This is a genomic window from Paenibacillus sp. W2I17, assembly GCF_030815985.1.
Taxonomy (GTDB): domain Bacteria; phylum Bacillota; class Bacilli; order Paenibacillales; family Paenibacillaceae; genus Paenibacillus.
In genome coordinates this window covers 5,910,110-5,928,146 of record NZ_JAUSXM010000001.1, presented here as the reverse complement: position 1 = coordinate 5,928,146, position 18,037 = coordinate 5,910,110, and the positions used below count along the sequence as shown (strand labels likewise).

At 50.0% G+C, this 18,037-nt stretch carries 11 protein-coding genes; 1 reads left to right on the top strand and 10 read right to left on the bottom strand.

The features are described from left to right. Nucleotides 1-80: 80 nt before the first annotated feature. The 9 genes from QF041_RS26460 to QF041_RS26420 form a co-directional block, all read right to left on the bottom strand. A complete protein-coding gene (locus QF041_RS26460; protein WP_307416233.1) occupies nucleotides 81-1,424 on the bottom strand; it encodes an LLM class flavin-dependent oxidoreductase in 1,344 nt (447 codons plus the stop codon). A gap of 322 nt (nucleotides 1,425-1,746) precedes the next feature. Beyond that, nucleotides 1,747-2,025, bottom strand: coding sequence for a glutaredoxin family protein (locus tag QF041_RS26455; protein ID WP_036605813.1), 279 nt, complete (start codon nucleotides 2,023-2,025; stop codon nucleotides 1,747-1,749). A gap of 217 nt (nucleotides 2,026-2,242) precedes the next feature. Continuing rightward, nucleotides 2,243-3,196, bottom strand: a complete 954-nt coding sequence (locus QF041_RS26450; protein WP_307416232.1) for an aminoglycoside phosphotransferase family protein — start codon at nucleotides 3,194-3,196, stop codon at nucleotides 2,243-2,245. Nucleotides 3,197-3,368: 172 nt separating this feature from the next. After that, the gene (locus tag QF041_RS26445; RefSeq protein ID WP_307416231.1) at nucleotides 3,369-5,096 is read right to left on the bottom strand and encodes a glycosyltransferase family 2 protein; all 1,728 of its coding nucleotides are present in this window, start codon (nucleotides 5,094-5,096) and stop codon (nucleotides 3,369-3,371) included. A gap of 66 nt (nucleotides 5,097-5,162) precedes the next feature. After that, nucleotides 5,163-5,810, bottom strand: coding sequence for a GT-D fold domain-containing protein (locus QF041_RS26440; protein WP_235193929.1), 648 nt, complete (start codon nucleotides 5,808-5,810; stop codon nucleotides 5,163-5,165). Between the two features lie 899 nt (nucleotides 5,811-6,709). Further along, complete coding sequence (locus QF041_RS26435; RefSeq protein WP_133387054.1) at nucleotides 6,710-7,441, bottom strand: sugar phosphate nucleotidyltransferase; 732 nt, start codon at nucleotides 7,439-7,441, stop codon at nucleotides 6,710-6,712. Then, nucleotides 7,438-8,211: a glycosyltransferase family 2 protein gene (locus QF041_RS26430; RefSeq protein ID WP_307416229.1), complete on the bottom strand. Its 774-nt coding sequence runs from the start codon at nucleotides 8,209-8,211 to the stop codon at nucleotides 7,438-7,440. The genes QF041_RS26435 and QF041_RS26430 overlap by 4 nt, the downstream gene beginning before the upstream one ends. Next, nucleotides 8,211-9,323 carry a glycosyltransferase family A protein gene (locus QF041_RS26425; RefSeq protein ID WP_307416228.1) on the bottom strand — a complete coding sequence of 371 codons (1,113 nt, stop codon included), beginning with the start codon at nucleotides 9,321-9,323 and terminating at the stop codon, nucleotides 8,211-8,213. Before QF041_RS26425 ends, QF041_RS26430 begins: the two co-directional genes overlap by 1 nt. Nucleotides 9,324-9,364: 41 nt before the next feature. Then, nucleotides 9,365-10,330 (bottom strand): glycosyltransferase family 2 protein, encoded by a 966-nt coding sequence (locus QF041_RS26420; protein WP_307417059.1) that lies wholly within the window; start codon nucleotides 10,328-10,330, stop codon nucleotides 9,365-9,367. 761 nt (nucleotides 10,331-11,091) lie between these two features. Here QF041_RS26420 and QF041_RS26415 point away from each other — a divergent pair. Then, on the top strand, nucleotides 11,092-12,657 hold the full coding sequence (locus tag QF041_RS26415) for a M4 family metallopeptidase (protein ID WP_221820987.1): 1,566 nt from the start codon (nucleotides 11,092-11,094) through the stop codon (nucleotides 12,655-12,657). Nucleotides 12,658-12,827: 170 nt separating this feature from the next. On the opposite strand, the gene QF041_RS26410 is transcribed toward QF041_RS26415, so the two are convergent. Then, complete coding sequence (locus tag QF041_RS26410; RefSeq protein WP_307416226.1) at nucleotides 12,828-18,023, bottom strand: WIAG-tail domain; 5,196 nt, start codon at nucleotides 18,021-18,023, stop codon at nucleotides 12,828-12,830. Nucleotides 18,024-18,037: the final 14 nt, after the last annotated feature.

The following is an 18,037-nucleotide window of genomic DNA, read 5'->3' as shown; positions in this document are numbered from 1 at the left end:
TACAAAACGTAGTAATTGATTTCATTACCGGTTGGAGAAAACAGCCAGACAACATCAGATGCTCGTTCGCTCCCTATCAGTTATGCCAAATCAGATACAACTTGCTTCTTCGCAGCCGTATAACGGTTAACCGGAATCTGTACCCCAAGGTTACCTCGCAATGTATCGTGTTCATAGTCCGTACGATACAGGCCGCGTTCTTGCAGAATCGGCACAACGAGTTCCACAAAATCAGACAATCCACTCGGCAGTTCCGAAGCAATAATGAAACCATCCGCTGCTTCCGTCTCAAACCATTCCTGAATCTTGTCAGCGACCTGCTCCGGTGTTCCCAGGAATTTGCTGCGCGGTGTTGCTGCCCGCAGAGCCACTTCACGCAAGGTCAATCCCTGCTCTTTGGCATCCTTCTTGATCTTGTCGGTTCCACTGCGGAAACTGTTGCTTCCAATGCCATTCAGCTCCGGGAACGGTTCATCCAGCGGATATTGGGAGAAATCATGGTGTTCGAAGAAACGTCCCAGATAATCCAGCGCTTTATCAATGGTAACCAGGCTCGCGATCTCCTGATATTTCTGTTCAGCTTCCTCTTCCGTCCGTCCAACAATAGGATTGATGCCTGGCAGAATAACAATATCCTGTGCAGAACGTCCATAGGAAGCCGCACGTGTTTTGACATCCTTATAGAATGTCTGTGCATCTTCAATTGTATCGTGTCCGGTAAAGACAGCATCCGCTTCTTGCGCCGCCAGCGTTTTGCCATCTTCCGATGAACCTGCCTGGAAAATCACCGGCTGTCCTTGCCGTGAACGGGCAATGTTGAGCGGCCCCTGTACGGAGAAGAATTCTCCTTCATGATTAAGCGTGTGCAGTTTGGATGGGTCGAAGAATACACCGCTCTCTTTGTCTCTTACAAAGGCATCATCTTCCCAAGAGTCCCACAACCCTTTGGTTACCTGTAAATATTCCGCGGCAATGCGATAACGTTCCGGATGTGAAGGGTGACTGCTCTTACTATAGTTCTTCGCTGTACCTTCCAGCGGAGAAGTCACGACGTTCCAGCCTGCACGGCCATCACTGATCTGATCGAGGGAACCGAACTGTCTGGCTACGGTGAACGGATCACTATAGGATGTCGAGAGGGTACCCACCAGTCCAATACGTGAAGTAACGGCAGCCAAAGCGGAGAGGATACTGATTGGCTCGAAGCGATTGAGGAAATGCGGAATGGATTTCTCGGTAATATACAGACCGTCTGCGATAAAGACCAGATCGAACTTGCCTTCCTCCGCTTTCAGTGCCTGACGTTTGTAGAATCCAAAGTTAACGCTGGCATCCGACAGAACCTCCGGGTGTCTCCATGTGGTGTTGCTTCCTCCAACCCCATGAATAATGGCTCCAAATTTCAAACTGCGTTTCGCTGTCATATGCACTCCGCCTTCCTTGGATTAGAATCTTCAAAAGAATGATCAAGGGCCAACTGAACTGATTACGTATGCAAAATAACTTAAAAGTTAACTATTCCTATGAGTTTGGTTTGTTTTAATTTCACAAATCTTATCACTGCCCCGTAAAAGGGTCAACAGCGCGACTAATAGATTTTTTCTATATGAACATTGAAGATGTAAATAAGACCATTTACATCCCAAGTGAGCCATAACTTATGAACGTTCCAGTTGCTGCACAAATGCGATCTTGCATCATGCAGCAGCCGGAACGGCTTGCTCCAAAAGTATATATCAACTCCCGTTAGACTGCTGCCGCTTCGTCCGCTCGTGCCAGAAGTTCAGCCAGCTTCTCCAGATCAGGTTCCAGCAAGGCTTCAAACTTGCCGTCCCCTCCCACTTCAATGACGGGTACATGCCGAATGCCATATTTTGCTTCAAGCACATCACGCAGCACGTCATTGCCCTGCACTTCAATGTTCTCAAAAGGCTGGTTTCGCTCTGTCAGAAATGCTTTCACTTCCCCGCAGAAATGACAGCCTGTTTTGCTCCACAGCACGACTTTTTTGGTTGATGATGACATCGACATACCTCCTGATTAGTTTTAAGATCAAAATCTGGGCGATTGAATATGAACGCCCTAGACCTTCAATTCCCATCTGTTAAATAAGAATTATGGCTCTAAATGTACTCCTGTGCCCTTCCTGCGTCAATGGATCTGCTAATAGAATAAACCTATAACCAAATAGAAAGATTAAATTATAAATTTGAAAGATGGCTTATTTTACAGGAATGAATCGCTATTGGCCCCTCCTAACCTGGTTAAAAGCTTGTTTTGCTAAATCAGTGTAGAACTCGATCTGATCCGGACTTCGATCTATAGCCCACCTCAGGGTATCAAAAGCTTTCAATAACAACACATGGCTCGCTTGATTCAGTTGACGCTCTTGCTCTTGTGTACTTGTCCCATATCCTTCTAAAAACGCTTTCAATTCTTCCTTGTCAGGATCCTCACCCCGTAGCTGGCATTGCATGAGTTGAATGATATCGCCATACGGCACCACGGTGACCTCCGCACTCCCCCAGTCCAGAAGGGTAATCTCACCCGTTGAACTTACGATTGTATTCTTCAAGGAGAGATCGCCATGACATAAACCAAAGCGGAACTTTTGCATTTTTAATTGTTCGAACCACTGCCTTACGAGCTGTGATTCCTTCATCGTAATGACACCAAGCTCAATCAATGGATCTTGCTCCGTGAGACTATTGATATTGTATTGCACATATCCTTGCCAACTGCCATCTGATCCTGCATGAGGGGGAGAGTAAAATTGGTTTTGTACGGGATCATGCATTTCCCTTCCGAAACCTGCCACTGGGATGGATTGCATACGTTGTGTGTACTCACCGAGTTTCCTCCAAATCACAGACGTGGGCACTGTCGTGTCCAACCCGTTATCCCCTTCCACAACCGTTTGAATCATATAGGCATGTTCAGCGTTGACCCCAACGGACAATGTCTCTGGCCCAGGAATACCGGCAATCGCCGCTTGTTCGATGCACCATTTTTCTTTCACAAAGGTAGAATATGTATCTGGATCCTTCATGCGTACAACCACTTTATGACTTGCTGTCTCCACCAGACAGACCTGATTAACAAAACCTTTACCGATGATATGATGTGAGCATTTTACTTGTTCCAGCAGAAACTCACTGGCAATCTGTTCGGCTTGTCTGACTACAGAATTCTTCATTCCGCTTCCTCCCTATCCCTATTTCATGATCCCAAGTTACGCTTGATGATAACTGCGTTGGTCATATTGTAAAAAGAATTCGTTGATCTTTCAATTATTCGGATGCGGAATGAATCAGAGCGATTACCATTCCGCATCATGTTGCTGATTCGCATAAACAGATCGCCTGACATTACAGATCGGGGTTCAAGAGCTGAGGTGGGGCGATAATGGGCCAGCCTTCTTCCATCGCATTCAGTTGGTCCGCAGACACGCTGATAATATGCCCAGAATGTACACCCCAACGTTCTGCCGCATAGACCGATACAAATCGTCTCCGCTTATCTCCGCTGATCTGATATCGAATTTCGGGTGCATCCACTGCGGCAACAATACTTCCTTCTGCCCAGCTATTGTGAGAACCATGAACCGCTGTCGTATGCACCTGTTGTGACTCCCTCGTCCATCCTTGCACGTCCCCCGCTGATATCAGTGCTTCTCCGGCAGGAATGGCGAGCAGATCCGGTTTGGCAACCTGAACAGGAGATATTCCACGCGGTACAGGGATGTTCAGCTTACGCCGCCGACCGCCAGTTAGAGTATAGACATCTCCTTTGGCATCGGACAGGAACGAACCTTCTGGGTAGAAGTCATAACTGTGTCTGAACTGTAATGCTGGATCTTGGCTGCCCTGCGTTGAGATTCGCTGACGCGGATCCATTGGGTTTGTGTCACCATCCTCTTGTTGACCGGATGGGGTACAAGAGGTTTGTTGTCTAGCCAAGCGGGAGGTTTCGGCAACCAGCGCATGGGGATCTCCCCACTTTTGGCTATAAAACTGCTCGTTATCCTTATTCACTACAGCAAAGTCTTGCTCACCCAAGGCTTTCATACTGACACTTCCGAAGTGGTGGATAAAAGCATCCCCGGCTACCGCAAGCTGGTATCCTGCCAGCTTCACCCGAATGATCCAGTCATCATCTTCGAAATTGCCCACCGCGTACCCTTCGTCCAGATAACCTACCCGTTCCAGCAGCTCCCGTGAGAACAGCCAGCAGAATCCGACCAGGCGATCGGTTATTCGATGTTTGTCTGCATCCGGACGATTATGTGTGGCGGCAAAAGACCACATCTCTTCTACCTCACGGTACGGAACCTGAATCTGCTGATCCCCGCCAATATAGTTGGTCACCGGACCCACCACACCAATCTTCGGATCACTGGCAAGACAAGTCATCATGTTATCCAGCCAGCCTGGAGTAACAAGCGTATCATTGTTCAGCACGATGATATGTCGTCCTCTCGCCATCATCAGCCCATGATTGACACCTCCGGCAAACCCCCGGTTCTTATCCAGGGCAGCCACCCTCACCATACCGCCTTTGCGGAGCATGGCCTCGGCAGTACCATCCTTGGAGGCATTATCCACAACAATGATTTCGTAGGGGGCAGGGGTATGCTTTTCGATACTGGACACACATTGCAGCACATAGTCCCGCTGATTGTACGTGGGGATAATGATGCTAACTCCTTCAAAAACAAGACCAAACGAGCTCTGTCCCTGGCGGACACCTTCGTTGTATCCTCTGTTATACCCCTGTTTGTAGAGCCTGGCGCCTTTGGGTGTGCGCCTGCTTTTGCCTTTACGTCTGGATTTCCGTATTGAGCGACGACCTGCTGCATGCAGGACTGCCATGTCAGATCGCGAGACATCGTGCTGTGTGGCACGGCGGGCCGCTTTTTTTTCGCTGCTCATGCTGCCATTCCGGTTGTTTTCACTGCGGCTGTTGTCACTGTGAGTGCTGATATTTGGAATGATGTTCAGATGACTGTGACCATTTCGACGGACGACGTTTCGAGCCTTAACCTTGTTGCTGCGGCTATGACGTTCTTCCCCGCGCTGTTGATCGGGTGTGCTCATGTTGCTCCCTCCATTTCCACTTGTCCGTGAGGCTAACACGCACATAACCAGCCCCCGGACGGTCCACTAGAGTTGAAGCTCTCCTGTTACCAGTTTGTCAGCCAAATGTCCAAAATCCAGAGCGACCTTGCCCAGTTCACCTGCAATTCGCCGACACAGAATGACCGCCGGAATTCCCGCCGCCACCAAAGCGATATCAAAAGCATGTTCTGCGGTTTGCTGCATCACCCTCGGAATATCCATGACTCCTGCCACAGAACCAATGATACCTGTGACATGAATCCCCCGGTTATGCAGCAGTGCCGCAAGCTCTGGTGCCTGGCTGCCTATGAGCAGAACCCGCCTTCCTTGCAGCAAGGGCAACACCAGGCCGGACTGATGCAGACTGTAATTGATCGTGGAGCTGGTCAATTTCAGCCGGGACCAGTCGATCCCGAAGTGGCGCAACACCGGGAATAACAGCCCCTGGAATGTCGGTGCACGCGAGATCGGCACGCCAACCCAGTCGGCGGCCTGTATGGCTTCCGCAAGCATCGCGCGGATGTCGGGGGTTGAGCATGGCACCCCTGCATAGGGCAGAAATGGTGCCAGCTCCTGCACTTCCTGGCCTGGCAGCACCGTATCGGCTGCCAGCGTGAGCAGTTCGCCATCTCCGAGGCGAACGACAGACAAGGGGCGCTGCGCATCCAGCGCCGCCGTGATGTGTCCAGCCATCTCATGAGGGCTGGACAGCCGGGTCAGGCTGGGCGCATATTGGCGGAATCCCGCCGCAATCAGATCTGCCGCCGCCACGGCAGGCAGAATGTGATCCGGCGGGATGTGCTGCGCCACCAGCGCCTCCCCGCCGGCGAATACGCCGTCGCGGTAGCCCTCGGCGTAGCCGCCGGGCACGGCCTCCGCCTGCACTGCTTGCTCCGCGGGCGGAGGCGGCAAGCCCTTCGCGCTGCCCGCATTCGCGCCGGCAGCGCCTCCCCGCCCCGCGGGGGCGACACCCTTCGGGTGTGTCGCCTGGCGCGGGGCGGGGCCAGCACCGCTGGCAGGCATCGCCTGTGGCGTGCTGGCTTGCGGTGCTGGCATGGGCGCACGGCGCATCGCCGTGCGCTGCTTGGCGCGGGCAGCGGCACGCCGGCCCCGCGCGGGTGCAGGCCTGCGCCGAGCAGTGGCCTGGCGCAGGCCGGCTTTGCCTTTGCCGATGCGGCTGGCTCTTGCCGCTTTGCTCGCACTCGCACGGCCAGCTTTGCCTGCTCTGCCAACAGCACTGCCTGTGCTGCTCGCTTTCCTTGCACGGACCTTATGCGATGCGCCGGCAGATGTACCCGCTTTGGTCGGGGTACTACGTTTCCCTGACTTCACACCTTTGACTCCAGCAGACCCTGTATCTGCTGCTGCCGGAGTGCCACTGCCCATAAATACGGCCGGGTGGATGCCCCGGGGCTTACCTGACACGGAGGCCCTAGCGGCCCCAGTGCGTGTCACTACTCTCACGCCATTCCCTCCTTTGGCATGCACGAGGATTGTCGCTGCGCAAAGCGCCGGAGCATCCTTCCAGCTCCGGCGCAGAGTGTTCTGCTCCCATGGGGCACCGCACAGCGGCAGCATCAGTCGCATATATTTTAGGGCAATTGTCCTTTCATACGGACAGCTGCTTCCTGGAGCGAATCAAATGTACCTGCATCACTCCAGTATTTCTGCAAAATGTCGTATTCCAGTCCGCCAGCAGATGCGTAGTGATTATTCACATCCGTAATTTCAAGTTCTCCACGCGCAGACGGCGCAATGTTGCGAATCAGGTTAAATACATGATCGTCATACATGTATATGCCCGTCACACAATAAGAGGTTTTCGGCTGGCTTGGCTTCTCCTCAATGTACGAGATTCGCTCTGGATGCTTTGGATCAAAAACAGGCACCCCGTAACGTCGTGCATCATCCACCTCTTTGAGCAGAACTCGCGCTGTACCAGCAGGTTGCTGCATGTAACGGTCCACATAAGGCTTCAGATCATCGCTGAAGAGATTATCTCCGAGAAGCACAACGAATTTTTCGCCAGGAAGAATAAAGGAAGTTGCCAGGTCCAATGCTTCCGCAATCCCGCCTGCCTTTTCCTGAATGCGATAAGTCAACTTCACCCCATGATCCGCTCCGCCACCAAGATACTCTGTATATAAGCCGGCGGAATGTTTGTTGATCACAATCAATAGTTCATCAATGCCTGCCTGGCGGAGCCTGTCGATGCCATACATAATCATCGGATGTTTACCGACTGGAAGCAGATGTTTGTTAATGAGCCGGGTCAGCGGATACAGTCTAGTTCCTGTTCCGCCGGCAAGAATTACACCTTTCATTCCACGTTCCCTCCTTCATCGGATATGTCCATATATTCAAGCGGATCGACATGCCATTTGTTCATAAAAATCGAACGATTACGCTCAAGCAGCTGTTTCCACGCTACCGGATCTGTCTTCTGGAAGCTGGCACTTCCCTGATGATGCACGAGAACATCTCCACATACCAGCAGGCGATATCCCTGCAATCTTGCTCTATAACAATAATCGTCATCCTCATAGTGTCCCGGAGAATATGCCTCGTCAAGCAGTCCAACCGATTCCACGACATCTCGTTTCATCAGCATGCACAGACCGACGATCCGACGTACTTCCCTCCACCTTAAAGAATCCGCAACATTATTGGAATTGGCCAACTCCTGAAAATGTTCCATGTCCCGAAACGCCAGTTCAATCTGCTGGATGCCGCTTGCATAATTCGTAACAGGACCCGTGATCCCAATACTTGCGTCACTGTACAGAGCCGTTCGCAGGTTCTCTAGCCAACGGGGCGTGACCGTAACATCATTGTTCAACAGCAACAGCTCATCCCCGCAGGCTGCACGAAGTCCAGCGTTACACGCTGCCGGAAACCCCCGATTGTCCGGGAACCTTACAAATCGAATTCGCTCCAGCGCACAATATTCAGCCGTTCCATCCGTCGAACCGTTATCTACCACGATAATTTCATATGACGCAGGATCGCCGGAGTATTGACGTATGGCATCGATGCAGGGCCTGATCAGATCCAGCCCATTGTAAGTTGGGATAATCATACTCGTCAGTGTCATTAGGCGTTCCTCCTGTAAGCCACTTCTACACGGGAGAGTGTATGTGCCTGGGCTGGATTCCAACCTGTACCCAGCAATGTAGCCAGTGCCTCCAGATGATCTCCGATGATCAATTTGGCGACATCATTCCCACTTCCCGTGTTACCAGGGCGCAACCGATTGGAACGAATAACATCCACCTGACTTGGTGCCGAGACGTTCATTCCATGCTGAATAGCTAGACTTTGTGCCTTAGGTGGAACGGCCAGTGATGCTGGCTTCACCGTCTGAATCATACGACGAGATAATGCATGAGGCACGGCTGTCATGGAATTGGAACCAAGATCTGCCCTGCCTAATGTTCGGTTCAGATATGCTTTGATCCGGCTTACCTCATCCTGCCCTGCAAACGCAGGAAGCAAAGACGTCAGATTATTCAACGCCACATCCTGTCCCCGATCAACCGCGAACAGAAAGGGTGCAAGCTGTTCAGCGGAGACGACCATATCTCCATCCACAAAAAGTACCGTCTCCGCATCCGTCATCTTGGCTCCAAGTGCCCGGCCCACATCATGTCCTGCCCGATCCGGTTCGTAGATTACTGTAAGTCCCGGCTGCCTTAGTACCTGTTTCAAACTGTCATCTGTCGTTCCATTCAGTACCACAATAATATCCGTCAGAGGCAGCCGCTTTAGTTGCAATAACACCTGCCCCAGTGTGTGTTCTTCATTACAGGCACAGACAACGGCAGCAGCCGAATGACGAAGAGGTAACGGCACGATCTGGAATGAATATCCCGAGGCCTGAGCATAACCCTGCATAAATGCCTTACCTGCCTTCAGAGCTAGCTCGAAGTTGCTTAGCTCCGCAACGTTCGCCGCGTGTGCATTCCATACGAGACGTGCGTGTTTTTCTGATACTGTGTTGTTCGCCTTTGCCTCGCTTCCTGCAACTTGCCCCGCTTTCCACATCAAGTGCAGATCTACTTGGCCAGACTTTGCTCGGCTTCTTCTTGTTTTTTGAATATCTACATGTTTCTTGTTTCTAAGACGCTTGTTCATTACTGTTCTTCCTGCTGTCGTTTGTCTATTTGTTGTCCGCCTGCGGCGGACAACCCCTGAACGTCCCTTCATTTCCTCACCTCCAGCATGCTGCATCATCCGATGCGACATGCTTACCTCGCCAGGTTGCGAACACGTTTCAGATCGGTATAACCTCCGCGGGGACCGAGCGTATCCGTAATCCACTTGATCGCTGCCATATGATCATTCAGTACCACTTGACTTAGCGGATCAGGTCCGCTTCGCTTCTTGATTCGTACTGCATTCATTCTACCCACAGGTACGTGATGAACAGCGCGTACCCGAAGTCCGCCGATCACTGCCTTGGCTTGTGCGAGTGGCGGAACTTCCAGCGAGGATATTCCCATGACCTCAAGTCCTTTTCGGCTTATTGCATGTGGAATAGCTGTCATGGATGCCCCCCGGAGATCGGATCTTGCGAGTATGCTGTTCAACATGTGTTTGGCCTCCACTACCGGATGAACGGGATGATGAGTGACAGGCCCATGGTAGTCGTTAAGCGCCACATCCGTTCCCTTCAGTACAGCCTTCACGTAAGGTGCAAGATGCTCTGCGGGAATTGCGATATCTGCATCAGTAAATAACAATACCTGACCACGCGCCTCCGCTGCGCCTACTTTTCGTCCTCCATCATGCCCCAGCGCTTCTGCATACGTGAGCACTCGTGCTCCAGCCCGTTTGGCTGTTTTAGCCGTACCGTCTGTTGAACCATTCACAACGACAAGCACTTCAGCATCACGGCATATCCGCAGCGCTTCACGTACAACTGCACCAATCCTTTTCTCCTCATTCATAGCAGGGATAATGACCGAGAGCATCGGTCGCTGAGAAACATCCCTGTGTGAAGGAGCATCACTCATGCCATTTTCCGCGCCATTCTCTACTCCATCCTTAGCCTGTGACATCAGCTGTTTGGATGAAATAACGAACGCATAGGCCTTTGTACCCTTTTTGTGTCCAGACTTCCATCTTCGTTTCTTCAGCACTGTTTTTCTTCGTGTCACATTGGATCGGGTTGCATAACGTGCTGTGGTACGGGTTTTGCGCAACAGTTTCACCTCCCGCATTCGATCATCGGCATGCCAAGGGAGTACACGTTATTCTATGTATTCGTGGAGCAGTGGAAACGGCGTTTGTCCTTGCACTAAGCAGGTTCTCCCTGTGAACACGAGGGTACAGGCCTTGCTTTTAGACAAAATACGTCAAAATATGTGAAAAACGCTACCTCTCCCCTACTTCAGACACAATTTTAACAAAAATCTAAATTTGTATCTTTTCCAAAGTTTTACATTGTGATAATATACGTTCCAAGCAGTTTTATTTACAAAAATAACCTTGTGGTGAACATAAGTTCCCATATATTTTTTAAATCAATTTATTGACCTTAGGTTGATTAGATTATGACCTCATTCACAGAACCTGTTAAGCAGATACATTTTACTCTTGAGAGGAGTGATGCCGTTCAGAACACACTGCCTTTGTCATTTACGCAAACCCGGATTGAACACCCCAGTTTTCCGTGAACGTATCTTCTACCTGCGCAATTGGACAACCCCCGGCTTTCTGAAAGAGGAACACAATAGACGATTAAACCTTCGGGTTGAACTGAATAAACGGTTATCCTTTTTGTTTGGTGTCGTGCTTAACACTTCCCGAGCTAAGGCCAAGCCGATTTTGTTCCAATCGTTTCTTGTCTCATTCCACGCTTCAGGTTTAGCCCCACGCTCCGCGCTGCCCAAGTTGCAGACGGAATTCCAACCGAGACTGGCATGAACATTTTCCAACCAAAAAAATAAGTTTAAGAATGGGAGAGTTTACTATGAAATTCGCCAAAGTTATGCCAACAATTCTTGGAGGAGCTCTTTTGCTCGCTTCCGTATCCTCTGCTACTGCAGCTCCAGTGTCTGATCAATCCATTCCACTTCAGGCCCCTTATGCCTCTGAGGAGGGTATTCCATTGAACAGTGGAACAGATGACACTATCTTTAATTATCTTGGACAGCAGGAACAATTTCTGAATTCCGATGTGAAATCCCAGCTCAAAATTGTCAAAAGAAACACAGATACATCTGGCGTAAGACACTTCCGCCTGAAACAGTATATTAAAGGTATCCCGGTTTATGGTGCAGAACAGACGGTCCACCTGGACAAAACCGGAGCCGTGAGCTCCGCACTTGGCGATCTTCCACCGATTGAAGAGCAGGCCATTCCGAATGATGGTGTAGCCGAGATCAGCGGAGAAGACGCGATACGTATTGCAACCGAAGAAGCAACCTCCCGGATTGGAGAGCTTGGTGCCGCGGAAATCACACCTCAAGCTGAATTGAACATCTACCATCATGAAGAAGATGGTCAGACGTATCTGGTTTACATTACGGAAGTAAACGTACTGGAACCTGCCCCTCTACGGACCAAATATTTCATTAACGCAGTGGATGGCAGTATCGTATCCCAGTTTGACCTCATTAACTTTGCCACTGGAACAGGTACAGGTGTACTCGGTGATACCAAAACCCTGACAACCACTCAATCCGGCAGTACCTTCCAACTGAAAGACACCACTCGCGGCAATGGCATCCAAACGTACACGGCGAACAATGGCTCCTCACTGCCTGGTAGCTTGCTCACGGATTCGGATAATGTATGGACCGATCGTGCAGGTGTAGATGCTCACGCTCATGCGGCTGCTACGTATGATTTCTACAAAAACAAATTCAACCGTAATGGGATTAATGGTAACGGATTGTTGATCAGATCAACCGTGCACTACGGCTCCAATTACAATAACGCCTTCTGGAACGGGGCACAGATTGTCTTTGGTGACGGAGATGGAACGACGTTCCGATCCCTGTCTGGTGATCTGGATGTTGTGGGCCATGAATTGACGCATGGTGTTATTGAATATACAGCCAATCTGGAATATCGCAATGAACCAGGTGCACTCAATGAAGCCTTTGCCGATATTTTTGGTAATACGATCCAAAGCAAAAACTGGCTGCTCGGTGATGATATCTACACACCTAACACTCCAGGAGATGCGCTGCGCTCCCTCTCCAACCCTACATTGTATGGTCAACCTGACAAATACAGCGATCGCTACACAGGCTCACAGGACAACGGCGGTGTCCATATCAACAGTGGTATCATCAATAAAGCCTATTTCCTTGCTGCTCAAGGCGGAACACATAATGGTGTGACTGTTACCGGAATCGGTCGGGATAAAGCGATCCAGATTTTCTACAGCACACTGGTGAACTACCTGACACCAACGTCCAAATTTGCCGCTGCCAAAACAGCTACCATTCAAGCAGCCAAAGATCTGTACGGAGCAACTTCCGCTGAAGCTACTGCTATTACCAAAGCGTATCAAGCTGTAGGCCTGTAAAATCTTATTTTATTGTGGTTGAACTTATAATGTACTCATCATAGTGGTAACAAAACGTTCAGACACCCCTCACCGTCCGAACGGATTAAGCTTATATCAATCAAAAGCGGTGTCCCGGACAACTCTGGACACCGCTTTTGTCATTTGTGTATTACTGATACAATCCTGTACTATCCTTGTGAAGGTCCCGCAGCAATCCATGACAACAACCCGTAGGTATGCTTGCAATCTGCTGTACGTGACACTTCAAGAACCGCTTCATCCTCACTCTGCGAGAGCAGGGAAATCTGGAATCCCCGATCATTGCTCATGCCCACAATCACATAATGTTCTGAAGCAAATGATTCTTCAAAAACAACGGTTACCTCTGTGCATACTTCACTCTCTGGCAGTACAAAAGCTTCCATCCCGAATTGTTGTACAACCGGTTGTTTGCTTACGCTGCGAACGGGCTGGAAGGCCAGATGTTTGGCTTGAACTGCACCCGATTGCAACTGGCTGCTGCCCACGGCATCATCACACAGATGCTCCTGTGTAATCGATTGTTCACTTAACATAAACTCCGTAGTTCCAGCGATCTCCTGTGACCGTTCAAGCTGTGGTTGCTGAGCCTGATCTGCCTGCTCTGTTGTGAACAAAGCTGCCGGTGGTTCGCCAAGCTGATTTGTTTGGGATATCAGCTCTTGTTGTTGCTCCAGACCAGCACTCGGTAATGCCTCGACGATTGCCTGCTGTGATTGCTGTACAACCTCATTTTCTGGTTGAAGCAATCCTTCTTGTCTTTTGATAGCTGCCAGTTGCTCCAGTGTTTCTCCACTGAACTGACGAATCGCATTCCATATCTCTTCGCTCAAATGCGCCGGACCTACAATCCCCGCATTCAAATGATTAGACGTAATACTCTGCTCACTCAGTTTGCTGCCGTTCACGCTGCCATCGGCCAATTTGGCACTGGTGACAGACCCATTTTGCAGATGAACCCCGCTTACTGCTTCCTCTTCCAGATGGGTTGTGCGAATACTGCGTTCTTGAATATGGTCAGCAAGAATCGTTCCATCCTGAATATGACGAGACTGCACACTTTTGTCTGCTATGTGGATAGCCGATACCGCACCTTCAAGCAATTTATTACCGTTTACACTGCCGTCAGCCATTTTGGCACTTGTTATGGAACCATTGTGCAGATGAATCGAACTTACCGATTCCGCTTTGAGGTGGGAGATTCCAATACTTCGCTCTTGAATATGGTCAGCATGTATGGCTCTCTCTTGGATATGACGGGATTGCACACTTCCATTGGCAATATGGACATCCGACACCGCATTTTCAAGCAGTTTACTACTGCTCACACTGCCATCGGCCAGTTTAGCACCCGTTACGGATTCATTTTGCAGATGAACCGCACTTATTGCTTCCTCCTCCAGATGGGACGTACCAATGCTATGCTCCTGAATATGATCAGCAAGGATCGCTCCTGTCTGGATATGGCGAGTTTGCACACTTTCCGATGCGATATGGCTCCCCAATACAGTATCTTCGAGCAATTTACTGCCGCTAATGCTACCGTCAGCCAATTTGGCACTCGTTACGGACCCATTTTGCAGATGAACCGCACTTACTGCTTCCTCTTCCAGATGGGCTGTGCCGATGCTTCGCTCCTGAATATGATCAGCTTGAATGGCTCCTGCCTGAATATGCCCGGATTGCACACTTTCCGATGCGATATGAATCCCGGATACCGTACCTTCGAGTAACTTGCTGCCAGTTATACTGCCATCCGCCAGTTTGGCACTCGTTACAGATCCATTTTGCAAATGAATGGCACTTACCGACTCCTCTTCCAAATGCGCTGTGCCGATGCTCCGCTCTTGAATATGATCAGCAAGGATTGTTCCCGCTTGAATATGACGGGATTGCACACTATCGTCTGCAATGTGGATATCTGATACTGCTCCTTCAAGCAACTTGCTGCCGGTTACACTGCCGTCGGCCAACTTGGTACTTGTTACAGATCCATTTTGCAGATGAATGGCACTTACTGCTTCCTGTTCCAAGTGAAGCATGCCAATGCTGTGCTCCTGAATATGGTCAGCAAGGATTACTCCTGCCTGGATATGGCGGGATTGCACACTTTCAGAAGCGATATGGATTCCCGACACCGCATCTTCGATCAACTTACTGCCGGTTACACTGCCGTCGGCCAGTTTGGCACTGATGACAGACCCATTTTGCAGGTGAATCGCACTTACTGCTTCCTCCTCCAGATGGGTTGTGCCGATGCTCCGCTCCTGAATATGGTCAGCATGAATGGCCCCTGCCTGAATATGCCCGGTTTGCACACTTTGAGACGCAATATGAATCCCCGATACGGTTCCTTCAAGCAATTTGCTGCCGTTTATACTGCCATCCGCCAGTTTGGCACTTGTTACAGATCCATTTTGCAAATGAACCGCACTTACAGACTCCTCATCCAGATGAACTGAGCCAATACTGCACTCTTGAATATGCTCAGCAAGGATTGCTCCTTCTTGGATATGACGGGTTTGCACACTTTCATTGGCAATGTGAGTAGCCGATACGGTTCCTGCGGCTAATTTGCTGCCATCCACACTACCCGTTGCTAGTTTGGAGCGTGTTACAGATTCATCCTGCAAAATAATCGTACTTACCGCTTCTTCTTCCAGATGAGATGTTCCGATGCTCCGTTCATGGATATGATGGGGAAGAATTTCACCATCTTGAATATGACGGGAATGCACAGCTCCTTGCTGCAGGTGAACAGCACTTGTCGACTCTGCCTGAAGATGCAAACCACTGATCAAACCTGGCTGAAGGTGAGCCGCTGTAATGGATAAAGGTGCCAGATGGTCTGTCTCAACAGATCCAGGTGCCAAGTGATGTGATGTGACCACCTGTTCAGCAATATGCTCCTCATGAATGATGTCTGCCTTCAGATGCTGTGAGCTCACTACTTGAGTTCCCAAATGGTCAGATTTCACGCTGCCTTCAGCCAGATGGACGGATTGTACAACGGATGGCTGCAAATGCTCGCTACCTACAGCAGCCTGTTGTAGTTCTATCCCGGATACCGAGTCTGCTGTCAAATGGTCCGCACTTATGGAGCCATGCTGAAGTTTGTTGCCGGTAATACTGCCATCAGCAAATAATTCCGGTGAGCGTATTTCTTCCGACAAATGTTCCAGTGAAACGGAATGCTGCTTCAGGTGATACCCACGAATGGTTCCTGCTGGAATATGTTTGGCGTTAATACTCTCTGCCATAATCTTGGAAGAAGTCACGCTACCGTCTGCCAGTTTAGCTGACGTGACAGCAAAATCCGCCAGTTTATCTGTGGCAACACTTTCTGGTGAGAGCTTGGGGGAGGTAACCGCATGATCTGTTAGATGAGGCGGAAAAATGGACCCACCAGCCAGCTGGGCTGAAGTTACACTATCAAGAGCCAATTTGTCAGTTGTGACCGCGGCCCGAGCAATCGCATCCGTTTCAACACTGCCCGGCTGAAGATGAGGTACACCTACGGCATGTTCTGTCAGGTGTTCCGATTTCACTGCATAAGGTCTCAGGGCCTCGGAACCCACGCTGCCTGGAGCCAGATGTGTACCTGTGACTCCACCACTCGCAAGATGCGAGGATATAACACTTCCCGGGGCAAGTGCTCTGCTACTCACCGATGCCGTTCCAAGCTTTTCTGTTGTCACACTTCCATCCGCGAGTTTAACGTCTGTAACGGCAGCATCCTGCAATTCATACGTACCCACGGCCGACTCTGCAAGATGCCGCTCACACACCACGTCGTCTGCGAGAGCATCTCCGGACACACTTCCGGCAGATAGATGAGTTGCCTCGATGCTTCCACTTGCAATGTGAATGGAGTGAATTGCGGAATTGTCCACATGTACCGGTGTGATTCCCCGATTCGCAATGTGTTCCGCACGAATGGAACCCTTGGCAAGATGTTTACCTTGTACGGCTTCATCCGCAATTTTGGAAGAAATGACGCTCTGATCAGAGATCTTGGATGCCGTAATGGACTGCTCCAGCAATTTTGCTGTTCCCACAGACTGGTCTGCCAGTTTGCTGCTGGTTACTGCACCTTCCGTCAAATGCTCACTGCCCACTTCTCCATTGCCAATCTGCTCCTTGCCAACAGAATGAGCACGAATCTGAATTGATCCGATTGAACCGTCCAGAAGATGTCTTCCAGTTAGTGAACCCTCTGCTAAATGTCTTGTTTGTATGGATCCATCCTCTATCTGGTCACTTCCAATACTGCCACTTAATAGTTGTGAACGACCGACAGACCCTTCTGCCAGATGTGTCTGTTTAACAGCACCTGCCTGAATGTGGTGAGACTCGATGGATAGTTCTTCGATTTTGCTGCCTGTGACTGCAGCTTCCCGAATTTTGGATGTAGTCACTGCATCGTCAGCCAGTTTGGAGGTATTCACAGCTCCTCCCGTGAGATGTCTTGTGTCCACCCCGCTAATTGCAATCTTGTCTCCAGTTACGGCATGATTCTTGATTAATTCTTCCGTTACCAGCATGCGGCTGAGATGTCTTGTGCCAATGGAACCGTCGGCAATTTTGGCCGAATCGATGACCTGGTTGCCAAGCTTCTGAGAAGTAATACTGCCATCTCTGATTTTCTCACCGGCAATAGAAGCATTTCGTATTTTATGACCAGACACAGAGCCATCAATCAGGTGCTCCTCAGATACAGACGCTTCCGCAAGTTTCGCCGAAACAATGGCCCCGTCGGCAATGTGAATGCTGGTCACCGCATAATCCTGCAATGCTTCACTGCCGACCGCATCCGGTTTCAGCTTGGAAGCATCCACAGAGAAAGGAGCCAACTTGCTCTCCGTAACAGCAAATTCACTCAAGTCGTCCGTGTAGATGTAGTGTCCAGTATGACCCGGCATCTGGTTTTGGGTCAGGCTCTGCAGCCGGTCCTTGCTTGTTATCTCCTGTTTGTTGATGTCCTGCTCTTCTTCCAGAGCAAGCGGAGCCAAGCTGCTAACCTGAATCTGCTTTTCCGAGCTATCTTGTGTCTCAACTTCCTTGCTGTCAGACTCTACGGGTTCCGGCTTGATTTTGGCTTCGATCTCTAGCTCTTCCAGCTCGTTTGTTGAAGCAGGTAGCTCCGTTGATTCAAATAGGAATTCTTCCGACTCCTGAACAGCTCTCGAATCCCTTTTATTCGTATTCAAGCGTTCTTCCCTATTCACAGTGAAACCTGAGTTCATCTTGTCTGCCCGGCGATCAGTCAGTTCCAATTCCTTAAATTTCGGGCTCACATGCCGCAGTTTCGGCGTCGGAACCTTCTTTTTGCCATTTTTACTCATGCAGCTTGCTCCTT

Bases quoted from the DNA above. Each gene is read 5' to 3' on its own strand.
- QF041_RS26460 (WP_307416233.1), bottom strand. From the start codon at position 1,424: ATGACAGCGAAACGCAGTTTGAAATTTGGAGCCATTATTCATGGGGTT.
- QF041_RS26455 (WP_036605813.1), bottom strand. From the start codon at position 2,025: ATGTCATCATCAACCAAAAAAGTCGTGCTGTGGAGCAAAACAGGCTGT.
- QF041_RS26450 (WP_307416232.1), bottom strand. From the start codon at position 3,196: ATGAAGAATTCTGTAGTCAGACAAGCCGAACAGATTGCCAGTGAGTTT.
- QF041_RS26445 (WP_307416231.1), bottom strand. From the start codon at position 5,096: ATGAGCACACCCGATCAACAGCGCGGGGAAGAACGTCATAGCCGCAGC.
- QF041_RS26440 (WP_235193929.1), bottom strand. From the start codon at position 5,810: ATGGCTGGACACATCACGGCGGCGCTGGATGCGCAGCGCCCCTTGTCT.
- QF041_RS26435 (WP_133387054.1), bottom strand. From the start codon at position 7,441: ATGAAAGGTGTAATTCTTGCCGGCGGAACAGGAACTAGACTGTATCCG.
- QF041_RS26430 (WP_307416229.1), bottom strand. From the start codon at position 8,211: ATGACACTGACGAGTATGATTATCCCAACTTACAATGGGCTGGATCTG.
- QF041_RS26425 (WP_307416228.1), bottom strand. From the start codon at position 9,323: ATGAAGGGACGTTCAGGGGTTGTCCGCCGCAGGCGGACAACAAATAGA.
- QF041_RS26415 (WP_221820987.1), top strand. From the start codon at position 11,092: ATGAAATTCGCCAAAGTTATGCCAACAATTCTTGGAGGAGCTCTTTTG.
- QF041_RS26410 (WP_307416226.1), bottom strand. From the start codon at position 18,023: ATGAGTAAAAATGGCAAAAAGAAGGTTCCGACGCCGAAACTGCGGCAT.